Origin of the sequence: Prevotella sp. 885 (assembly GCF_002265625.1) — a bacterium.
In the GTDB taxonomy this organism is placed as follows: domain Bacteria; phylum Bacteroidota; class Bacteroidia; order Bacteroidales; family Bacteroidaceae; genus Prevotella.
This window is the reverse complement of record NZ_NOVE01000026.1, coordinates 21,264-42,643: the sequence shown is the minus strand read 5'-3', so window position 1 is coordinate 42,643 and position 21,380 is coordinate 21,264. Positions and strand designations below refer to the sequence as shown.

Annotated in this window: 13 protein-coding genes; 4 read left to right on the top strand and 9 right to left on the bottom strand. The window is 49.5% G+C overall.

Going from position 1 to position 21,380, the window contains the following annotated elements; genetic code table 11:
* Positions 1–285: 285 nt before the first annotated feature.
* Both CHL74_RS08975 and CHL74_RS08970 read left to right on the top strand, forming a co-directional pair.
* Positions 286–1,803 carry a PepSY domain-containing protein gene (locus CHL74_RS08975; RefSeq protein ID WP_094880827.1) on the top strand — a complete coding sequence of 506 codons (1,518 nt, stop codon included), beginning with the start codon at positions 286–288 and terminating at the stop codon, positions 1,801–1,803.
* A gap of 45 nt (positions 1,804–1,848) precedes the next feature.
* Complete coding sequence (locus CHL74_RS08970) at positions 1,849–5,403, top strand: glycosyl hydrolase 2 galactose-binding domain-containing protein (RefSeq protein ID WP_254923255.1); 3,555 nt, start codon at positions 1,849–1,851, stop codon at positions 5,401–5,403.
* A 391-nt stretch (positions 5,404–5,794) separates the two neighbouring features.
* Here CHL74_RS08970 and CHL74_RS08965 read toward each other — a convergent pair whose 3' ends face one another.
* A complete protein-coding gene (locus tag CHL74_RS08965; protein ID WP_094880825.1) occupies positions 5,795–6,685 on the bottom strand; it encodes a hypothetical protein in 891 nt (296 codons plus the stop codon).
* Positions 6,686–6,722: 37 nt separating this feature from the next.
* Positions 6,723–7,325: a hypothetical protein gene (locus tag CHL74_RS08960; protein WP_094880824.1), complete on the bottom strand. Its 603-nt coding sequence runs from the start codon at positions 7,323–7,325 to the stop codon at positions 6,723–6,725.
* Positions 7,326–7,489: 164 nt separating this feature from the next.
* Here CHL74_RS08960 and CHL74_RS08955 point away from each other — a divergent pair, with 164 nt between their 5' ends.
* A complete protein-coding gene (locus CHL74_RS08955; RefSeq protein ID WP_094880823.1) occupies positions 7,490–8,068 on the top strand; it encodes an anthranilate synthase component II in 579 nt (192 codons plus the stop codon).
* 8 nt (positions 8,069–8,076) lie between these two features.
* On the opposite strand, the gene CHL74_RS08950 is transcribed toward CHL74_RS08955, so the two are convergent.
* The 5 genes from CHL74_RS08950 to rlmD all read right to left on the bottom strand — a co-directional run bounded on the left by CHL74_RS08950 (position 8,077) and on the right by rlmD (position 15,045).
* Positions 8,077–8,673, bottom strand: coding sequence for an aminotransferase class IV family protein (locus CHL74_RS08950; RefSeq protein ID WP_094880822.1), 597 nt, complete (start codon positions 8,671–8,673; stop codon positions 8,077–8,079).
* 41 nt (positions 8,674–8,714) lie between these two features.
* Positions 8,715–9,710, bottom strand: coding sequence for an aminodeoxychorismate synthase component I (locus CHL74_RS08945; RefSeq protein WP_094880821.1), 996 nt, complete (start codon positions 9,708–9,710; stop codon positions 8,715–8,717).
* A 103-nt stretch (positions 9,711–9,813) separates the two neighbouring features.
* Positions 9,814–12,366, bottom strand: coding sequence for a beta-N-acetylglucosaminidase domain-containing protein (locus CHL74_RS08940; protein WP_176452211.1), 2,553 nt, complete (start codon positions 12,364–12,366; stop codon positions 9,814–9,816).
* Positions 12,367–12,435: 69 nt separating this feature from the next.
* A complete protein-coding gene (locus tag CHL74_RS08935) occupies positions 12,436–13,593 on the bottom strand; it encodes a porin (RefSeq protein ID WP_094880819.1) in 1,158 nt (385 codons plus the stop codon).
* 30 nt (positions 13,594–13,623) lie between these two features.
* Complete coding sequence (gene rlmD, locus CHL74_RS08930) at positions 13,624–15,045, bottom strand: 23S rRNA (uracil(1939)-C(5))-methyltransferase RlmD (protein ID WP_094880818.1); 1,422 nt, start codon at positions 15,043–15,045, stop codon at positions 13,624–13,626.
* 1,033 nt (positions 15,046–16,078) lie between these two features.
* On the opposite strand from rlmD, the gene CHL74_RS08925 reads away from it, so the two are divergent.
* The gene (locus tag CHL74_RS08925) at positions 16,079–16,567 is read left to right on the top strand and encodes a hypothetical protein (RefSeq protein ID WP_141241280.1); all 489 of its coding nucleotides are present in this window, start codon (positions 16,079–16,081) and stop codon (positions 16,565–16,567) included.
* 133 nt (positions 16,568–16,700) lie between these two features.
* Here CHL74_RS08925 and CHL74_RS08920 read toward each other — a convergent pair whose 3' ends face one another.
* On the bottom strand, positions 16,701–18,317 hold the full coding sequence (locus tag CHL74_RS08920; protein WP_094880816.1) for a RagB/SusD family nutrient uptake outer membrane protein: 1,617 nt from the start codon (positions 18,315–18,317) through the stop codon (positions 16,701–16,703).
* 39 nt (positions 18,318–18,356) lie between these two features.
* A complete protein-coding gene (locus CHL74_RS08915) occupies positions 18,357–21,350 on the bottom strand; it encodes a SusC/RagA family TonB-linked outer membrane protein (protein ID WP_254923254.1) in 2,994 nt (997 codons plus the stop codon).
* Between the last annotated feature and the right edge of the window lie 30 nt (positions 21,351–21,380).

Sequence of the window (21,380 nt, the reverse complement as noted above, 5' to 3'; positions counted from 1 at the left end):
AATCGTTCTAATTTACCTTAAACCTAATAACTAAAAACCTAAATCTATTACTACTAACCTAAACAATCTATTAACCTTTTGACGTTGCAAAGGTATGAGGTTTTGTTTGTTTGCGAAAACAATAATGGCAAGTTTTCACATTTTTATGCGTTTTATTGATATGGAACAAGTGGAGACATGTTTATTATGCGCTTTTTTTTGATTAATTTTGTATTGCAAACTGAAAGCATCGTTGTATGCTACATAAAAAGATGAAAACAGATAACATAATAATCAAATAAATGTATGCTCAGATCTACTTTTCGCAAACATCATAAGTGGTTCGGCATAGTCATGGGATTTTTCCTTATTGTGTTCTGCGTATCAGGCATTTTGCTCAACCATCGTCACGCTATAAGTGGCATAGACGTTAGCAGGGGCATGCTGCCGTCGCGATATGAGATTAAGCAATGGAACAGCGGACTGCTGCGTGGCACTTGCCGAATGGACGACGGAAGGGTGGCGGTGTATGGTTCGGCGGGTGTTTTCCTTACCGATACCGTGGCATCGTCGTTTGTAAGTATGAATGAAGGACTGCCACAAGGGGCTGATATGCGCCAGATGCGTGGCATGGCAGGAGTGAGTTATGGGGCAGGGCAGAAATCCTCGCATGAGTTTTTTGCCGTGTCGCAATATGGTCTTTACCGTACGGACGGGCGTCATCGTTGGCATCACGTGGCGTTGCCGACTGGAGAAGAGGAGCGTCTGACTGACGTTACTTCACGTGGCGACACTCTTGTGGTGCTTAGCCGGTCGTACGTTTACGTGGCTACGGCTCCTTACAGGACGTTCCGGAGGGTGGAGATACCTGCGCCATCGGGCTATGATGGCAAGGTGTCGCTGTTTCGTACGGTGTGGCTGCTTCATAGTGGCGAGTTGTTTGGAACGGTAGGTGTAATAATCGTAGACGTTATCTCCGTTATCCTTATTATAATATGTGTTACGGGTCTGGCGTTCTGGCTGACAGCCAAGATTTCGGTAAGGCAGAGTCTGAAGCGTCTGAAAGGACGGGCGCTGAAGACGCTTCTGTCCTGGCATGACATAATAGGAAGAAAGACCATCGTCCTTACATTGTTAATATGTGTGACAGGATGGATGCTTCGTCCGCCAATGATGATACCGCTTGCGCTCAGCCGTGTGCCAGCCGTACCCGGCACCATACAGCATAGCTGCAATGCCTGGAACGACCGTCTGCGCATGGTGCGCTATGATGAAGCGGCGGGAGACTGGATGGTTTCTACATCAGAAGGATTCTTCTCGCTGGGCAAGGACATACAGCATCCGGTTCCGCAGCGTATCTCCGATGCACCGCCTGTGAGCGTTATGGGGCTGAATGTGTTGCAGAGAGAGAAGGAGGGCGGCAAGTGGTTGTGCGGTTCGTTCAGCGGTATGTTTGTATGGGACCGTCAGACATCTACGTCAACCGATTATTTCACGCATCAGCCTGCACCCAAGTCTGCCGGTGCGCCGTTCGGCAAGACGGCAGTATCGGGATTTACTGACGACATCATTGTCGGAGGTAGGCATGACGGCATTGTCGTGGAATATGATAAGGGTACATCCTTGCTTCAGCAGCCATCGTGGATGAACAGGCTACCGATGTCGTTATGGAATGTGGCATTGGAGGCCCATAGCGGACGACTGTTTATCGGCAACATTGCCACGTATGTCTTCGTGCTCGTGATGGGAATGGCTGCTGTATGGAGTCTGATAACCGGACTCAAAATCAGAAGAAAACCTAACAAGAACAGTAAACGTAAATAATAAAACTTATTTATATAATAATAAATACCTTAAACAATGAATATAATGCAGAAACTGTGTCTGTCCGGTGCTATCGGAATGTCCGTAGCTATGACCGCAATGGCGGACGACAATACTCGTGGCATTGGACGCTATCCGGGAAATCCAGCTGAGAATTTCGCTCCAATGCTGCGTGAGACGGATGTCGTTACGAATCTGGCGTTGCGCCGTCCAGTGCGTGCGTCATCATCGTTCGACTTCTGTCTGACTCCTCAACTCGTTACTGACGGCATTGTCAGCCGTTCTGCCGTGCCGACGCTTTTCGTCAGTACGCCTGACGGACTGTTGCCGCGTCGTGAGCGTGAGTGGGCGATTGACGGAGGAATGTATTCGCGCAATACTGTTTATGGCGCTGATACATATCTTAATTATGAGTGGACGGGTGCTTTGTTCCGAGCCGATAGTGTGCGCGTAAGACTTAACGTGGCTTACGACCCTAAGCTGGCGGACGGCAATTATGCCATTCGTGTATTGGCTTCGGACGGAACTGGCAAGGAGAGAAAGTGGCATGCAGTGGCAACCATGGAAGGTCAGTCGCTGCCCGGCAAGCAATCGCATTATGTGGAGCATTCGGATCCTAATAAGCAGACGGAACGCGAGATGCTTCCCACGCGTGATGTCGTGGTGACTTTGCCGGTGGACGGTGGCTTTAGTTTTAGTGGACTTCGCCTTCAGTTGACGATGAAAGGTGCAGCCCACTGGACGGTGTTCGAGTTTATGCCCTGCCTTGAGGGACGCTCGCTTACCTCGCAACTTCTCACTGCAGCCTGTTTCGGTAGCGCATGGATGAGTGACGGAGGAGGCAATCAATGGGTGGAGGTAGACCTCGGACGTACGCAACCCGTGGAAAGAGTGGAGCTGAACTGGATAGAGAAAGCGTTGGAAGGACGTGTGGAGATGAGCGACGACGGTAAGAACTGGACGGTTGTGGCTGCTCTGCCTGGTGGAAAGAACGCCGTGGACAAGATAAAGACAAAGGGAGCCAATGGACGTTATGTGCGTATAGGTATGACGCGTCCTACGTCTTCTGGCAGATATGTCCTTAGCGAGATCAACGTGATAGGACGTGGCGGATATGAGGTGGTGCCCCATGTGGCTGCAGGAATGGACGGCAACAGGCTGCCGCTTCATGGTGGCGACTGGCTTCTTAAACGTGCCGAAGCAACGGACAAGGGAGAGAATATATCTTCTTCCAAGACGGACGGCAACGGATGGATTACGGCAACAGTACCGGGAACGGCACTTATGAGCTATGTGAACATCGGCGCTTTGCCCGACCCGAATGTGGCTGACAACCTGGAGAACGCCTCTGAATCATTCTTTAACAGCAACTTCTGGTATCGTCGTACGTTCTCCGTGCCCGAAAAGATGAAAGACAAGCATGTCTTCTTGTGTTTTGATGGAATAAACTGGAAGGCTAATGTCTTCCTCAATGGCAAGCGCATTAACCGCATAGAGGGTGCTTTCATGCGATCACGCACCGACATTACGGACATGCTTCGTGAGGGAACCAATGTATTGGCGGTGGAGGTAATCAAGCCGGACAATATCGGAGGAACAAAGGAGAAGACGTATGCCACTACAGATATTAACGGAGGAATGCTTGGTGCAGACAATCCGACGTTCCACGCAAGTATAGGATGGGACTGGATTTCCTCTGTACGTGGTCGTGAAACTGGTATATGGAACGATGTATTTCTTTCTGCTGAGGGACTGGTAACGATTTCGGATCCGCTCGTTTCTACGTCATTGGCTTTGCCCGATACGGCAGCTACCATCACTCCGCGTGTCATTCTTATGAATAATGAGGCGCGTGCTGTATCTGGAAAACTGCGTGGCTGGATTGGCGATATAGCGTTTGAGAAACGTGTGGATATGGCACAGGGCGAGGAAAAGGAAGTGGTGTTCGCTCCTGAAGAATACGCCCAATTGCGTGAACAGCGCATGCGCCTTTGGTGGCCGAACGGTTATGGCGAGCCGTATATGTATGATGCAGGCTATGAGTTTGTGCCTGATGGCGGCGAAAAGGTCAGAACAGATTATCGTGCAGGTATCAGACAGATGACTTATGAGGGCGCTGACAAGAAACTGCAGATGTGGATAAACGGTAAGCGATTCGTGCCGCTTGGAGGCAACTGGGGCTTCAGCGAGCATAATCTTCTCTATCGTAAGCGCGAGTATGACATAACTGTAGGATATCACAGGCAGATGAACTTCAATATGATACGCAACTGGGTGGGTCAGATTGGAGACGAGGAATTTTATGATGCCTGCGACCGTAACGGCATAATGGTATGGCAGGACTTCTGGCTTGCCAATCCTTGCGACGGACCCGATCCTGACGATAACGCCCTGTTTATGCATAATGCGTCAGACTTTACTCGTCGTATGCGTCGCCATCCCAGCATCGCTCTCTACTGTGGACGAAACGAGGGATATCCTCCTGCTGCACTGAATGCGTCGCTGAAGAGTCTTGTGGACGATGCTAATCCTGGCATGCTCTACATCCCAAGTTCTGCTGACGAGGGAGTCAGCGGTCACGGTCCTTATTGGGCTGAACCGGCTAAGACTTACTTCTCCAAGCAGACCGGAAAGCTCCATACCGAGCGTGGCATGCCCAATGTGATGACATACGAGGGATTGGCGCGTACTTTCTCGCCTGAAGCTTTGTGGCCGCAGTCGGAAGAGTGGGGACGACACGACTTCACACAGCGTGGAGCACAGCGTGGTGCTACGTTTAATGCCATGATGGAGCGTGCATTTGGCAAGCCGGCTGATGCACGTGAGTTTGGCAGCTTGGCACAATGGATAAATTACGACGGCTATCGTGCCATGTTCGAGTCAAGCTCGACGTGTCGTCAGGGATTGCTTATCTGGATGAGTCATTCGTGCTGGCCTTCGCAGGTTTGGCAGTGTTACGACTACTGGATGGAGCCAACAGCAGCCTTCTTCGCTTGTCGTAAGGCTTGCGAACCGCTTCATATTCAGTGGAATGCGCTTACGCGTGATGTGGAGGTAGTGAACATTACGGCTGAGGCTCATAAGGAAATGAAGGCTCGTCGTGACATTCTCGATGTCCTTGGACGTGTAGTTTCGTCTGTTGAGGCTTCGCTTTGCTGTGACGCTGACACAACGCTGACGCTTCCTTCGCTCCACGTTGACAGTCTGGCAGGTGGACAGCCGACTGACGTACGCTTCATAAGACTTGTGCTCGATGATGCTGAAGGTCGTCGTGTCTCTGACAATTTCTATGTTATTGGAAACGAGGAGGGCAATCTTATGCAGCTTCGCTCTCTGCCAAAGGTAAGTCTTAAGACTGATGTGGTGCGTGACGGAAACCGTTGTGACGTAACCATCGCCAACGAAACCGACACTCCTGCAATGATGATACGTCTGAATCTTAAGGCGAAAGACGGCGAGCAAGTACTGCCCGTGTCGTACGAGGACAATTATTTCCATCTCATGCCGGGCGAAACGCGCACGGTAAGAGTGGAATGGAGTCCGGCAGACACCCGTTCCTTGCCCACGTATGTGGAAATAACAGGATTTAATGTAAAATGATTGAGAGTTGAAAGTTTAGGGTTGAGAGTTATGATTACCTATATAACATATCATAACTCTCAACCCTAAACTTTCAACTCTCAACTAAAAAACGGCGAGCTGCACTTTTTACGGTGTCACGAAAACAAGAACCATATCAAGATCGAGAACCGCACGCACACCTTTTCAAAAACAAAATCATGCTCAGCCCGTCAAGGCTTCATAGCTGTCTTTTATATGTGCGGTGCCGCGTGCGAAATTTTTTGATTAAATTCTCAGTTTTCTTGAACCCTTATTTATATATATTTCATTTGAGGAGACACCGTGTATGGTGCATACGCCGAAGTTTCCCGACAAGCGTTCAGTCTTCGGTTACCCGCCGCCGTATGTTTGTTAAGGACTGGCTTTATCCTTATTCTTCTTCCTTTCCAAGACCAGCCACAGTCTCGTAAATCTCGCGCAAGTCGTTGGGAATGACAATCTTGAGGCGTGAGATGCGCTTCTGTTCCGTATCTTTATATACGGTGAAGTCTTTCTCAAGCTTCGCCATTTCCACGAGATAGTCGGCGTTCTTTATGTTATACTCACCACGCTTACGCTCCTCGTCTTCACGTAGAGCCTCGTCAATGGAGTGGTTATATCCGTTAAGCTCTGCCTGAGCCTTGCGATATTCGCTTTGCAGAGCGAAGAAACAACCCTCCAAGTCTTTCAGTTCCACGCTTGGTTCATGGCGATAAAGCAAGGTGTCGCGTCCGCTACCGTCTATCTCAGCCTCCTGACACATTATCTTCATATATTCCTTGCGTGCCTCAGAGAGGTGACCGTCAGGATGTATGAACTTGCCGAAAGCAGCTGCCTTGGCTTCCAAAGAGAGGATGCGTGCACGGTCTTTCACGGAAAGCGTAGCTATCTGCTCCTCGCGTGTCATCAGCGTTTCCATAGAAGGCTGTTCCGGCATATCTATTTTCTTCTCCTTGCAGTAGTCTTCCATTTCCATATCATGGAGGTCGGATAGCATCTTTGAGCGAAGTTTTATAGCCTCACGCAGCCATGCTATGAGCGAGTTGGTGAGTGAGATGCTGCGCAGTCTGTCTGCTATACCCTGCATCTGCTCTTTGTCCCATCCGTGCTGCACGCGTTGCTCCTTGTCGGAACCGATGATGGTGAGGTAGCTATTGAAGAACTCCACGTTCTCCAACTCTTGTGTTTGTGCCTGCACATACTCCTTGGCGAGGTTAGCAATGTGATTGGCGGACGTAGATGTCAGTCCGTTAGTGTCGAAAAAAGTCAAATCCTGTTCCATATCGAAAAGTGTATTTGATGTGAATGTTTATCTTTGTTTAGGCTTTCTTTTTCATTCTCTCCTTGTCCAGCTCATGCGCCATAGCACGCTGCACTTCGAAGAATCCGCTAAGCATAGCCGTCATGTAGTTGTCGAGATTTGGAATCTCTGGTGTCAGCAATATCTGTCGCTTCGTATGCACCACCATACGGTTGTTGTCCGTGTCCATAGTGTAGAACAGAGTATGACCGCCGTATTGGAAGTTGATTTCGTTTATTATCTTTCTCAACCGTGACACCTCATCAATGTCGTCCAGTTCTACGCTGCCCCACGAGAAGTCGTAGATGGTGGCAAGCAGGCAATCGTCCGAAACGATGATGCAGAAAGTCTCTCCCTGAAACTTGAATGCCAAGCGGTCGCTGCCTTCCTCCTCATCCTCTTCTGTCTTGCAGTTAAGGTCGTGTAAGATGGCTTTGCATAGCTCACGAGGCTTCATTCCTGCATAAGCTGCTGACGAGTTGTCAGCGTCTGATGTGTCGGTCTTGTTCGTACTATTGGTTATGTTGGCTGTCTTTAGCTTGTTCTTGTGTTGGAGTGAAAAATAGATAATTGCGATAGTTATAAGTACCGCTATTGCTGTTATTGTTATGTTGTATCCCATAGCTTCTGATTCATTAGAATGGTTCTGCTAATATATTGCAAATATAATGCTGATAATGCAAAGATACAAGTAAATATGAATAAGGACAAATATTTTTATGATATTTTAATGTATTGTCTTGATTGTTCAGAAACAAAGTAATAACTTTGCACAAAATAAATATCATGAACATACTACTTATTGACAATTACGACTCATTCACATACAACCTTTCTCAATATCTCGAAGAGGAGGGCGGGGAAGATGTGGAAGTTACTGTTTGGCGAAACGACCAGTTCGATATTGACGACGTGGAGCGTTTCGACAAGATAGTGCTGTCTCCTGGTCCCGGTGTTCCCGATGAGGCTGGGCTTCTCAAAGCTGTCATCCGACGATATGCACCGACGAAGCCAATCCTTGGTGTTTGCTTGGGCGAACAGGCGATAGGTGAAGTGTTTGGAGCAGAAATATATAATCTGAATACAGTTTTCCATGGCATACAGTCGAGCGTCCGAATAGTAGCTTCTGACTATATCTTTGACAATCTGTCAGACAGCATTAAGGTGGGGCGTTACCATTCATGGGTGGTAGGTAAAGAGGGCTTTCCTGCCGAGCTGGAGGTGACAGCTGTTAGCGATGAGGGACAGGTTATGGCACTGAAGCATCGCCGTTATGATGTGCACGGCATACAGTTCCATCCTGAATCGATCCTTACCCCGGAGGGAAGGACCATCATCAGGAATTTCATAAACGGATGTTGCTGAGATTGAACTTATAAGCAGATGTTGTTTATGGCAATCTCTCGCTCACCCAACTCAATCATTGCATTTATCAGACTCACTTTCTCGGCTTTCATGAGTTGCTCCAAAGTTATGTCTGCCTCTTTCAGCTTTCCTTCCCCAAGCAACTGTGCACGTTTGGTGCCCATAAGCAATGGTTGTTTGGGCGTTAACCATACATCGCCGTCGTATACGGCGATGTTGGTGAACGAGGTGTCGGTCACCAGACCGTTCTTCACGATGATTATCTCGTCGCTGTCACCTTTCATACTGACCAGTCGGTTGAGGTCTGTTCGGTCGGTGCTCTTGAATGAATAATCCACCGTGTCGTCCCTTACCACCTTTAATGACTTGATAGTGCGCATTGTGTAAGGAGCGTACTGCACATCCTCTATGCCTCCTTTGCCGTATACCACTCTCGCTTTATAGAAGTGCATATCAGCTGTGGGCGAAAGTATGTCATTGAGGTTCGGGACTGCTTGTCCTTTAAAGAAATGACTGACGGTCCGTTCCATCCTTGCCTGATGACAGGAAAGGTTCATGGCCTTTCCGTCTTTTATCTTTATGGTTTCAACAAATTGCTGCGACATAATATATATATAATGTGTATTGTTGCTATGTAATCGGACATTTATTCCGTAATGGGAAGATAAACCTTCTGCAGCACTTCCTCATACTCCTTTCTGCATTGGCTTTGTGAGGTTATGCCGCCTCCTGCCTTGAATGCCATACCGTCCTTTTCCTGTTCCACGAAGCGTATCATCACGGCGGAATTGAGCGTTCCGTTCTCGTATATTCCCATCACGCCGGTATAGAATCCGCGCTTATAGGTTTCTGCCTCGTCAATAATCTGACATGTCTTCTTCTTTGGAGCTCCCGTAATGCTACCAGCAGGCAGTTGCGCTGCGATGATGTCGCCGATGTGGTGTGTATAGTCGTCTGGCAGTTTGCCGCTAATCTCCGAACTTGTCTGCAGTATGTCGCCCTTATTGGTGTGGAGAACGTCAACATAACGGTATTTGTCCACTCTAACGTTGGACGCCACTCTGCTCAGGTCGTTGCGTATCAGGTCAACGATGGTGGCGTGTTCGGCTGCTTCCTTCTCGTCGTTCATAAGCTTCTTTTCCGCATTTGGCAATGAAGCGTCAATGGTCCCCTTCATCGGATATGAGAATATTCTTCCGTCTCTTATCTGAAGGAATTTCTCTGGAGAGAAACAAACGAAGTTGCCTATATTGTCGGCAAAGTCGTTCATCAGAAGCTTATACTTTCCTTTGGAACGGAGGAATATTTCGTGAAGGGAGAGATTGCAGCGCACGGGCACTCTGCAAGTGAGATTGGCAAGATAACTATTGCCTGCCAACATGTTACGCTTCACTATATCGAAGCTCTTTTCGTATTCCTCATACTGTGGTGCGTCCACCTCCCATGTTATCTTGGACGTAAGCGGAGATGCGGTCTTTTCATTGATGTTAGTCTTGCCGTCGAAATCGTAGAGGCAATCTTCTGGATTTATGTCAGAGAGTTTTCGGACGTACGCCTTCGTGCCGTCATAGCTGATGACGAATAGAAACGGGTCGCCGGTGCTGCCCAACTCGTTGATTTTCTTTATAATATCCTTATCCATACAGTTTGATTTGAAACCAATATCCCCATGGACGCAGACTGCACGCAGCAGCCGTCCATGGGGATTCTTCGGTTTATTGTATTATATAAGTGTGTGAGATGCTTTACTTAGCGATAATCTCAAACACTTCCACGTTTCCTTCTATCTCTGCCTTCACGGCACCCTTTGTGAGAGTAGTGGTGAAGAACGAGTTGTCAATCTCTGTTGAAGAAAGCAGCTTACCCTTCTTGTTATACTGGTTGAACTTCACGCCGCTGTTAGGCTTAACGTCGAGCAACATTGTGTAAGAAGTTTTGCCTGCCTCAACGCCGAACGTCAGCTTGCCCTCGCTCTTGAACGATGTGCACGGGTTCTTGTCAAAACCGAACATGGCTGCCTCTGTGTTTGTGGCGCTGACTGTGAAGGGAAGGCTCTCGGGAGTTGTGGGGTTGACCATAAACTCACGAACGGCTATCCAGCTCTTCTTGTCAGACTGCAACTTACGGATGCGCACATAGCGGGCGTCCACAGGCTCACCCTTCCAGTGGATGATGTATGTCTTCGCCAGTTCTCCGGTCAATGCCTTCCATGTCTTGCCGTCGGCAGAAGCTTCGAGGATGGTGTTGTCGAAGTAGTCTACGTCGTCCACGGAGTTGCGTCCCTGCAGAATCTTCACCTCTCTAACCTTACGCACAGCTCCAAGGTCAGCACCAACCCAGTCGCCTGTCTCCTGGCTTCTTCCATTATGGTAGAAAGTGGTGGAGTCGTTGTCGAACATCAGCTTGTTCTGTGTTGTAGCGAGAGTGGGGTATGAGCCTACACCCTTGTAGAATGCCGGCACCTCACCTGTGAGATTCTTGAAGAATGCTGCTGACATGTCGTCCATGGCGTTCTCATAGAACGGCTGCAGAGCCATAGTGCCCGACTTGTGCTTCTCGTAAGCGGCACGGTCGTCATGGGTCATGCGGTTGCGGATGTATCCGTTCCAGAACTTGGCGTTGTCGCCGCCACGGTATGTCTGCATCAGCTCGAGAGTCTGCTTGCCACGCTTGCCGAGCTTCTCAAACTCAACCAGCCAAGGCTTCAATTCATTAAGCAGCAACTGATTCTTGCAGTCGCGCTCCATTGTTGACTTCGACTTCTCCACTCTGTCGAACTCAGCGTAAAGGTCGTCATAAGCCTTCTGTGAGAAGTCAGCGAGGCGGAATGTCTTTGTCTCCCACGATTCGTCGCGGCGATATCCAGTCTCAGTGTCGCATGAGTGGATGGCGAAGGTGCGGTAAGCGTCATGTGCCTCAGGTGTGAGGTCTACGAGGCCGCGCTCCCAGTTGTCGATGGCATTGTATGCTGCCACGTTCCAGTTATAGTCTGCCACGCCGTAGAGAGCCAGCTTCGATGCCTCTCCGTGCTCCATCGGGTTAGAGAGCACACCGCAAGTCATCTTGTCCGTGATGTCATTCTCCAGTCCGTAGGCAGGACCCTGCATGATGATGTGACGAGCATAGTCAGTAACGGGGAAGTTCCACCAATAGTATGCCGGACGCTTGATGCGTGAGTCAACGAAGTCGAGAGTTTCCTTTGTAAGGTCAGAGCATACCACTGCACCTGTCCAGAAAACGTTGATGGACGGGTCGAGACGCTTGCCGTAGATGGCGAGCTGTCCGTCCTCCTTCGGGTTGGCCCAGAGCTGTGAGTAGTCTGTGGGGCAAACCACGAGAGGCGATACGTCACCCTTAGCTTGCACAAACTCCTTGTTAAGACGATTCAGAAGGTCAACCTGCTTGTTCGAGTCGGTTCCTTCTCCCTCGATGTCGTCAAAGTGGATGGCGAATGAACGTACGCCGAGGTCGTACATATCGTTGAACTTGTTTACGAGGTTCTGATAGTCCTCCTCGTTCCACTTAATGTCCTTGCCCGGATGGATGGCCCATACGAAGTCAACGCGGTTGCGGCGGCATGCCTCCACCAGTTCGTGGATGTTACGTGCCTGGTCGGCAGGGTAGGGCTTGCGCCAGTTGGGTGAGCTGTGGTAAGGATCGTCCTTCGGTCCGTACACGTATTCGTTCAGCTTGTTGCGTCCATAATAGTCGATGAGCGACAGGCGCACCTGATGCGACCATGGTGTACCGTAGAATCCCTCCACTACGCCACGCAGGGGCAGGTCGGGATAGTCGTTGCAGGTGAGGTAAGGCAGGTGCATCTTGCCCTCCGCAGCCGGAGAAGCCAGAATCTGCTTCATGGTCTGGATGGCATAGAAGGCACCACGCTCGTCATAGCCCACGATGTTTATGCCCTTGCCATTGACGGTGAGGAGATAAGCTCCTGACACCAATTTCTTCAAGCCTGCTTTCTTTGCCTGCTTCTCGCCGAAGTCGATGGTAAGGCGAAAGCCCTTGTACTGCTTCAGGAAAGCCAGGTCGTCAGCGAAGCGCTTCTGCTTGTCCTGAATGTTCAGTCCGTTTTCAAAAGAGATCCAGTTCTGGCGGTCGATGTCTAAGTTGTGTGGTGTTGGGTTTACGACGATGCCCTGGTGGTCGAGCTTCTTTCCCGGCACCACGTTCACGTCCTGTTTCTCACCGCGTTGCGATGTCAGGTCGAAAGCCTCTTCCTGTGCCATAGTGGAGGTTCCGCAGGCAACAGTAAACAAGGCTGAAAGCAAATACTTGTTGTTAATCATTCTTATTGTTTTGTTTTAGTAAAAATCGTTTAAGGATTTTGTTGCCGGTCCGGCGCTATGCTGTCCTTCTTAGAACTTCACGTCGAACTCTACGTCTATCATGTTATAGTCGGGCTTGGCGAGGCTGCGGTCGTTGATGCGTGCATATTCTGCACCTATCATTATAGACTTGCCAATCCAGTAGTTGGCGCCAATTTCGTACTGTGTTCTTGACGTACCCCATTCAGCGCGTGGACGATAGAGATCGTAGCGAGCCTTGGCATACAGCTTCTTGCTGATGACCGGGGCTATCATAAGAGCATAGAAACCGTCTGCCTGATCGCCAGCTGCGTAGTTGACGTTACAGTCTGTCTCCTTGCCGCTTGTAAGGCTCTTCGTGAAGCCATAACCCTGGCTGTGTATATATTCAGAGCGTACCGTCCAGTCGTTGGCTGCATACTCCGCACTGAAGGCATAGCGGTTCTTCGAGAGCGATCGCACGCCACTATGTGTCTTCACGCTGCCGTCCTCGTTTTTCACCACGTTGTGGTTGGCGTCGGTCACGTCCCATGTTCCCTTGCGGGCTGCCGAACCTGTCCATCCGAACGCACCGATGCGCAGTCCCTTAACGGGTGACACCCAGATGCCACCGATGACATCCTTGCGCTGGTCAACGTCCTTGTGGTTGGTGCCCTGTCCGTTGAACACGCCCACCTGATAATGCAGAAGGTTGCGTCCGGCTGCGTTTTTGATAAGGTCGCCCTGAATCTGCACGCCTATATCGCGTCCGTTGCTGGCATGCTCGCCTGTGCGGTCGCTGAATCCTGCCAGCTTGCTGACGTTCTGCGAGTAGCCCATAAAGCCCTGTGTGATGGGGTGCATGGGGTTTTCGAAGGTGAACGGGCGCTTAAACTGTCCCGCCTTTATCTTGAAAGCCTCATACTTCTGCCATTCTGCGAAGGCATCCACCATGCGCGGCGACGATCCGAGGTCTGAGGTGTTGCCGTTCACCTGGAGCTGCACCTTCCAGTAGAAGTCTTTCATCAGTCTGCCCTCAAGTGCCATACGCACCATACGTATATTGAAGGAATTGCTTTCCTTTGAGTCTTGGCCGGTGTATTGATACTGCGACATCACGTAACCGCTGAACTTTATGTCGCTAAGGACAGACAGCTTCGGTGTGTTTTCCTGTGCCGACGCACTTGTAAGAGCGAGGGCAGCAAGTGCGAGAGATGCAATTTTTTTCATTATTAGAGTATTTTAATTATTGGTTTGTCATTATGCTCTTTCCTCAAGCAACACTACATTCTCTACGTGTGGTGTATGAGGGAACATGTCCACCGGCTGCACGGCTACCACCTTGTAGTCTGTATCGAGAGCCTGCAGGTCTCTTGCCTGAGTGGCAGGGTTGCAGCTTACGTATACGATGCGCTTCGGGTGGGCACGCAGTATGGTGTCAATAACGTCTGAGTGCATTCCGGCGCGTGGAGGGTCAGTAATGATGACGTCGGGTCTGCCGTGCTCTTTGATAAACTCATCGTTGAGAATGTCCTTCATATCGCCGGCATAGAACTTGGTGTTCTGGATGTTGTTCACCTGCGAGTTCACCTTGGCGTCCTCGATGGCTTCCGGCACATACTCGATGCCTACCACCTGACGAGCCTGACGAGCCACGAAGTTGGCGATGGTTCCGGTTCCGGTATAGAGGTCGTACACGAGTTCGTTGCCTGTCAGCCCTGCAAATTCGCGAGCCACAGAGTAGAGGTGGTAAGCCTGCTCAGTGTTGGTCTGATAGAAGCTCTTCGGACCGACCTTGAAGCGGAGGTTCTCCATTGTCTCGTAAATGTGGTCGTTGCCCTTGAACAGGGACAGGTCGAGGTCGCCGAATGTGTCGTTACACTTCTGGTTGTCCACATACATAAGGGATGTTATCTCAGGGAACTTGTCTGCTATGTGCTGCAACAGGCCGTGTGCACGCTCCTCGTCGCCCTCCTCGTCGTAATGGAACTGGATGAGAACCATCCACTCTCCTGTGTTGGAGTTACGAATCATTATGTCGCGCAGCAGACCGTGCTGCTGTCTGAGGTCGAAGAAGGTCATGCCTGTGGAGAAAGCATAGTCGCGTATGGCGTTGCGAATCTTGTTGTGCAGGTCGTCCATCAGCCAGCACTTCTCAATGGGCAGGATCTTGTCGAAGGCTCCGGTGATGTGAAATCCGATGCCGTTCATGTTGTCGAACGTCGTGCCCTCTGCTATCTGCTCGCGTGTCAGCCAGCGCTTGTTGCAGCAGCCGAACTCCAGCTTGTTGCGGTATTCCTTGGTATGCACAGATCCCATGATGGGGCGAAACTCCGGCAGTTCTATCTTGCCGATGCGTGTCAGCTGGTCGTGCACCTGCTTCTGCTTGGCTTTGAGCTGCTCCTCGTAGGGCAGATTCTGCCACTTGCATCCTCCGCAGACACCGAAATGCTGGCACATCGGTTCTTCGCGTACTTCACTCTTCTTGATGAATCGTATAACCTCCGCCTCGCAGTAGCTGTGCTTCTTCTTGCGCACTTGCAGGTCCACTACGTCGCCCGGCACAGTGAAAGGAACGAAGACCACCATGTCGTTTACATGCGCCAAAGATTTGCCTTCGGCAGCCACAGCCTCAATGGTCACGTTCTCAAGTATAGGTAGGGGTTTCTTTTTTCTTGACATTATAATATGGATATTTTGCTTTGTTTAAAATGCAAAATTAGGCAATTTTATTGAATTGTGACACCCTTTTAATCTAAAACTTTGGTTTTTAGACATGGAGATATGGTTTTTAGACAAGAAGACATGAAGACATGTTTGTCCTATCAATTCAAAATTCCTAATTCGGACGGCGTCCGCCGTCCGCCATGCAAATATCGTACAAAGAGTAAAAACTTGTTACAAAATAAAAATTGATTATAGAGTTCTGAATTGCTGTTTTTACGGTGTTTTGCCGTGCAAACAGCACTCATGCTTAACAATAGTGCCACTATTACAGTCCAATAGTGCCACTATTAGAGTGTAAAAGTGGCGCTATTGCATGATAAAAGTGGCACTATTGTAGTGTAAAAGTGGCGCTATTGCAACCCTATGAGGCTTGTTTAGCTCAGTCATTCATTGCACACTTCTCTTCTTAGTAGCGTAATATACAGAGTGTCAGTATGTTGTCGCTGCACGCTCAAAACTCAAGAATTTCGCACCAAAGATTTTGTTGTGCGCTGAACGAGGAGTATTGAGCATTAGAAATGCAAATATTGTCAGGCAAACTAACCGCCAAACTATATCATGAGTGATGCTGGAGCATCACTGTGCCAACAAAAGGACAAACCATACACTTGTGCCTGTGGTATCGATTTTGATGAAGAACATCATGATCGTGTCCCAAATTGTTTTATTCGTGGTAAAGTGAAAAGAATCAGATCTGTATTTGTAGATCGTTTTGCCGGGACAGGTAGACACATAGACAATCTCTAAAAGAACTGGAATTCCAGTTTTTTTTGTACTTTTGCTATGTCATTTAGGATTTTATTTGTTTTGACTCGCAGCACTAAGACAAGTAAAATTTCTGATATGGTCAAATCTTGGACAACTTTTTGTTGTCTATATGCTGATAAAAATGTTAAATTATAGTGCTGCGGTATTTTGGAAGATTACGTCTATTAGGTATGAAACTATTTGTAATAAGACTATTGTATTCTCTATATTGTGCAGAAAGATGGAGTTATCGCATCCCGATGCGAATACTTTGGCCTTTTGTCAATCGTGTATGCAAACGGCTATATTTTGGAATCCGTTTGGCTATATTCAGAAAAATAATCCAACGTTGGAGCACTATATAAAAAATGTGCATAAAACGATGGAAGTGGTTTTTTATGATATAAAAATAGGAATAGGTATTGCGCGTGCAGAAGGAACATTAGCTTTTATATTTGTTCCGTATGAAATGCTTATTCTGTCAATTTTTAAGAAACTTAGAATATTTCCTATTCAGAATTCCCATTTCCTTATATTTCTTATAATCACTTGTGGTATCTCTATACTGTTTACCCATTACTTGGGTCAAAAAAATGAGGAATATATAGGCTATTTCCATAAATTTGAAAGTCATAAGAATAATGCAGTTTGGCATGTTATTTCTTCTATGTTTTTCATTGGTGCAGTTTGTGCAGGTATAATCAGTATTATGTGGTGGCATGAAAGTTAAAGAAGAATCTGTAACTAATCAGCATATCTTTTTTTATTTTATAAAGTAACTCATGATGAAGAAGGATATAAAAAAAGCCATCTGCATTGGCTTTGGCTATGCAGATGGCTTGATAAAGAATTAAGCAGTATTATTAGTTGTTGTATCCTGGATTCTGTTCCCAGTTGGTATTCTCCTTGAGGATGTCGTCGGGGACGGGCAGGATGCGGCATGTCTTGTCGAAGCGTGCGTCCGGATTGCTGTGTTTGTGGAATCCGTATTCGCTCTCGAACGTGCCGAAGCGTATCATGTCGTTGCGGCGCCAGTTCTCGTCGAAGAATTCGCGACCGCGTTCGTCGAGGATTTCCTGAAGCGAAGGATCGTGGTTGAGCAGGGGAGCATGCACGTAACTGCGAATCTGATTGAAGAGCGACTGTGGGGTGTCGCCGTTGGTGGCGGTGGCTCCGCGCTTTATAGCCTCTGCCTTTGTGAGGATGATGTCGGCGAAGCGGAAGATTGGCACGTCGTTACTCTGATAGCGGTTGTATGCGCTATACTCATTCGGGTTAGGATAGAACTTGATGGAGCGATAGCCCTGACGCCATCCGTCCGGCGTAGCACCACAGTTGAGCGTAGCCAGTCCGCCTTCCTGCAGGGTTATGGTCTTTGTAAGTTCCAGCTGAGTGCCTTTATATATGTAAGGCTTGTCAGTCTCCTCGCCGGTTATGGCGTCGTGTATGAACACTTTTCCTTTGAGTACGGCATCGTTGCGGTCGTCGCCCTCAAGACAGAACAGGTCGGCAAATTCGGGGTTCATGGCACAAATGCCGGCGCACGACTTGCCCATCTTTCCGCCGTAATAGCCCTGTGTGTCGCCGTCGTCAATGCGGCGGAATGCGCGGTAGCGACCGTAGAGCAAGCCCTGTGCGCTTACCTTGTCGTAAGGCATGGCGTAGATGAAGTCCTTTATCTGCGGACCGTTGTCAAACATAAACTTCTTGCGGTACGTGTCGTTCAGATTGAACAGACCGCTACCGATGATGTCGTCGCAATACTTCACGCATTCGTCCAGCTTGCTGTTCTTTGTTGTGGCAACGTCATACTTGGTAACGTCGCCACAGGTATACACTCCCCAGTTTATATACAGCTTGACGAGCAGCGCCTCAGCCATCCATTTGTTCGGCTTGCCGTAGGTGGAAGCGTCGTTCTTGTCCGAGAGGTCTGGCAGGCATTCCTTCACCTCTTTCTCAATAAACTCAGCCACCTCCTTACGCGGGCTGCGCACCACAGCCTCATTGTCAGCGGGCAGATGGTCCAGCACGGGCACGTCGCCGTAGCTGTCCATAAGTATGAAGTGATAGAAGGCGCGCATCAGGCGGGCAGGAGCTGCCACCTTTGGAGTCTCCTTAAATTCTTCTATAATCTTGTTACACTTTGTGATGCCGCTTGCCAGATCGGTCCAATAGTTTGCAGGGTCGTCGCCTGACATGAAGTTATGGATGGAGGGATGGATGTTCTCGCCCTTGTCAAAGTAGTCTGTGCCGAAGGACACGCCCGTAGCTTCGTCAGAAGAGAAGGTCTGCACGCGGTTATAGTTGTTGCCGAGTGCCTGACGGAACGAGTAGTAGACGTCAGACATCTTGCCCTCTATGGCAACCGGATCATTGGGATATTCCGTGTATTTTGATTTCACGTCTACGTCCAGGTCGGTGCAACTGGCTGTAATGCCGAGCACTGCCGCAGCCAATGTCATTTTTATTATATTCTTCATTGCCTTGTTTCGTTAATACCGTTTATATGCTTTTGTCGTTTAGAAGTTCACCTTCATGCCCACCATGAACGTGCGTGTACGGGGATAATAGTTGTTTCGCCATACAATGCCCGGTGTCAGTCCGCCGAGGTTAACTTCAGGGTCGGTGCCCTTAAAGCTTGTCAACGTAAAGACGTTGTTGCATGTAGCATAGACAGAGAGATTGTTCACCCAGTCGCCAATCTTGCCGAATCTGTATGTCAGCGTCATTGATGAGAGGCGCAGGTAACTGCCGTTCTCGATGTAACGGTCTGACGGTTTCTGCGAGTTGACGTCGCCGTAGCGTTGTTCGGTAAGTGCCTCGGCGAAGACGTTCTTGCCCTGGCTCAGCATTGTGATGGCGTTGCCCTGCGCACGCAGTCCGTTGAACACCTTATTGCCGAACACTCCCTGGAAGAACATGTTGAGCGACCAGTTATTGTAGGTCAGCGTGTTGTTCCATCCGAGCGTGAGCTTCGGCTGTGCGCTTCCCACCTTTGTGCGGTCCTTGTCCTGCGGGTCGATGGTGGTCTCGCCGGTGCGCTCGCCTGTATTGGCGTCATGCACGTAGTATTGTGATGTGCCGTTCTCGTCATATCCAGCCCATTCGTAGGTGTAGAACTGACCTATCGGACATCCTTCCATGAGTCGCTGCACGTACACACCGTGGTTGCCGCTGAGCTCAGGTGACGCCTCATCGATGTATTTTACGGAATATGTGGCGTTGGAAAGTTTTTCAACAATATTATTGTTGTGCGAGAGATTGAGAGTGGTGCTCCATTCGAATGCCTTCGTCTTGACGGGAATGGCATTGATGGTTATCTCCACGCCTTTGTTGCTGATGTCGCCCACGTTGGCAGTCATCAGTCCGTAAGGATAGCGGTTGGTCGACACGGGATAGTCGTATATAAGGTCGCTTGTGCGCTTGTCGTAGTATTCGATGGTACCCGAGAGGCGGTTGTTGAGCACACTGAAGTCCAGTCCGACATTGAACATTCCCGTGCGTTCCCACTTAAGGTCGGGGTTGGCGTTGCTGAGTGCTCCCAGCGTGTGCTTCTGAGAGGTCTGACCGTTGGCGTCGGTGTACGAGAACCATCCTGACGTACCGTAAGTACGGATGGCTGTGTAGGCATCGAAGCCCTGCGAATTGCCGCTCACTCCGTAGCCCACGCGAAGCTTGAGGTCGTTGAATACGTTGAGGTTCTTCACGAAGTTCTCCTCGCAAAGGCGCCATGCTGCTGATACAGAAGGGAATGTGCCCCAACGGTTGTTCTTGCCGAAGGCTGACGAACCGTCGCGACGTACTGTGGCTTGAAGGTTATACTTCGAGTTGAAAGAATAGTTAAGTCTGCCGAAGAACGATATCATACGTAGCGTCGATTCTGCTCCGCTCTCCACGGCGTCCATGCCGTCGATGCTGTTGGCGTATGACAGGTTATACCATTTCAGGTTGTCGTTATAGAAGTCTTTTACTGTAAGTCCGAATCCGTCATTGTTGTTGTTCTCCTCCCATGAGTAGCCGAGCATCACTCCCAGTCGGTGCATCTTGGCTATGGTGGTGTCGTAGTTGCCATAAAGCTCGAAGACGCTCTTGTTGTTCTGGTATGTGTTGCGTGTGGCTTGTCCGTTAGTGTTCACTATCTGTGACTTGGTGGAGTGATATTGGCTGTATGTGTTCTGGTCAGCCATGTACGAATAGTTGGCGCTCAGCGTCAGTCCGTCTATGATTCTGAGGTCAGCCTTACCCGTTATCTGCATTCTTTTGTAGACGTTCTTCTGCGTGTCCTCATTGATCATTGATACGGGGTTGAAGTAGTTGGTCACGGACGTAGATCCGAACCAGCTGCCGTCCGCGTTTCTGACCGGCTGCAGCGGCGAGTAATAGACCATGGCGTCCGTTACGCTCATGCCCTTTATGCCGTTCACCACACCCTCTGCTGTGGTCTGGTTGGCGTTAATGCCGAGTGCCAGCGTGAGGTGGTCCTTGAGCACCCTCGACTGTGCCATGGCACGAGCGCCGAAGGTCTTGTTGTCCGTATTGCGTATGATGCCCTGTCGGTCAACGTAGTTGAGGCTGACGTTATAGTTCGATCTGTCGTTGCCTCCGCTCACCGCAAGGTTGTGGCTGTGCGAGATGCCCGTGCGTTCCACCTGCTTCTGCCAGTCTGTATTGGCACCTTCGTCGCTGGGCAGCGTGAAGTTGTTGGCTTTGGCGTAGTTTCGGAGGTCGTCGGCAGTGGCCAGCTTTATGTCCTTAGCCACATTGTCTATAGCCACATATCCGTTGTAGCTGACATGTGCCGAGCCGCGCTTGCCTTTCTTCGTGGTGACGATAATCACGCCGTTGGCTGCCTTCGATCCGTAGATGGCTGTGGCTGTGGCGTCGCGCAGCACGTCAATGCTCTCAATGTCGTCAGCGGCGACGAGTGAGAGGTCAGCGCCCGGAATGCCGTCCACTATATAATAAGGTTGCATGGCATCGCCTTCGCGCAATGTGGATGCACCGCGAAGTATGACCGATGAATTTGGTTCGTTAGGGTTGCTGCTTGTCGTTACCGTAAGACCGGGCACCTTGCCTTGCAGCATCTCGGCAGGTGTGGTGAAGACACCCTTGTTGAGGTCGTCCGAATTGACAGTCGTGATTGATGAGGTTATGTCCTTGCGTTGCATGCGACCGTAGCCTACGACCACCACTTCCTTAAGCTGATGGTCGTCTTGCTTGAGTTCTATGCTGACATCCTTTGCCGCCTTTACGAAGGTGCGCTCGTAGCCGATGTACGATACTGACATCATGGCTCCGCGCCTCACGTTCGGCAAAGTGAAGTTGCCTTCCACGTCGGTAATGGTCTTGAGACTGGTGCCGTCCACGGCTACCGTTGCTCCGATAATGGCGTCGCCTTTCTCGTCCACCACTTTTCCGTTTACTTGCATCAGATCTTTTATTGTTTCCAAGACGTCCGTCTTAGTGGCTGCTGCTGGCAGACAGTTGAGTGTGCCGCCTGTCAGCATTAGCATAAACAGTGCTTGTTTGCTAAAATCCATTCT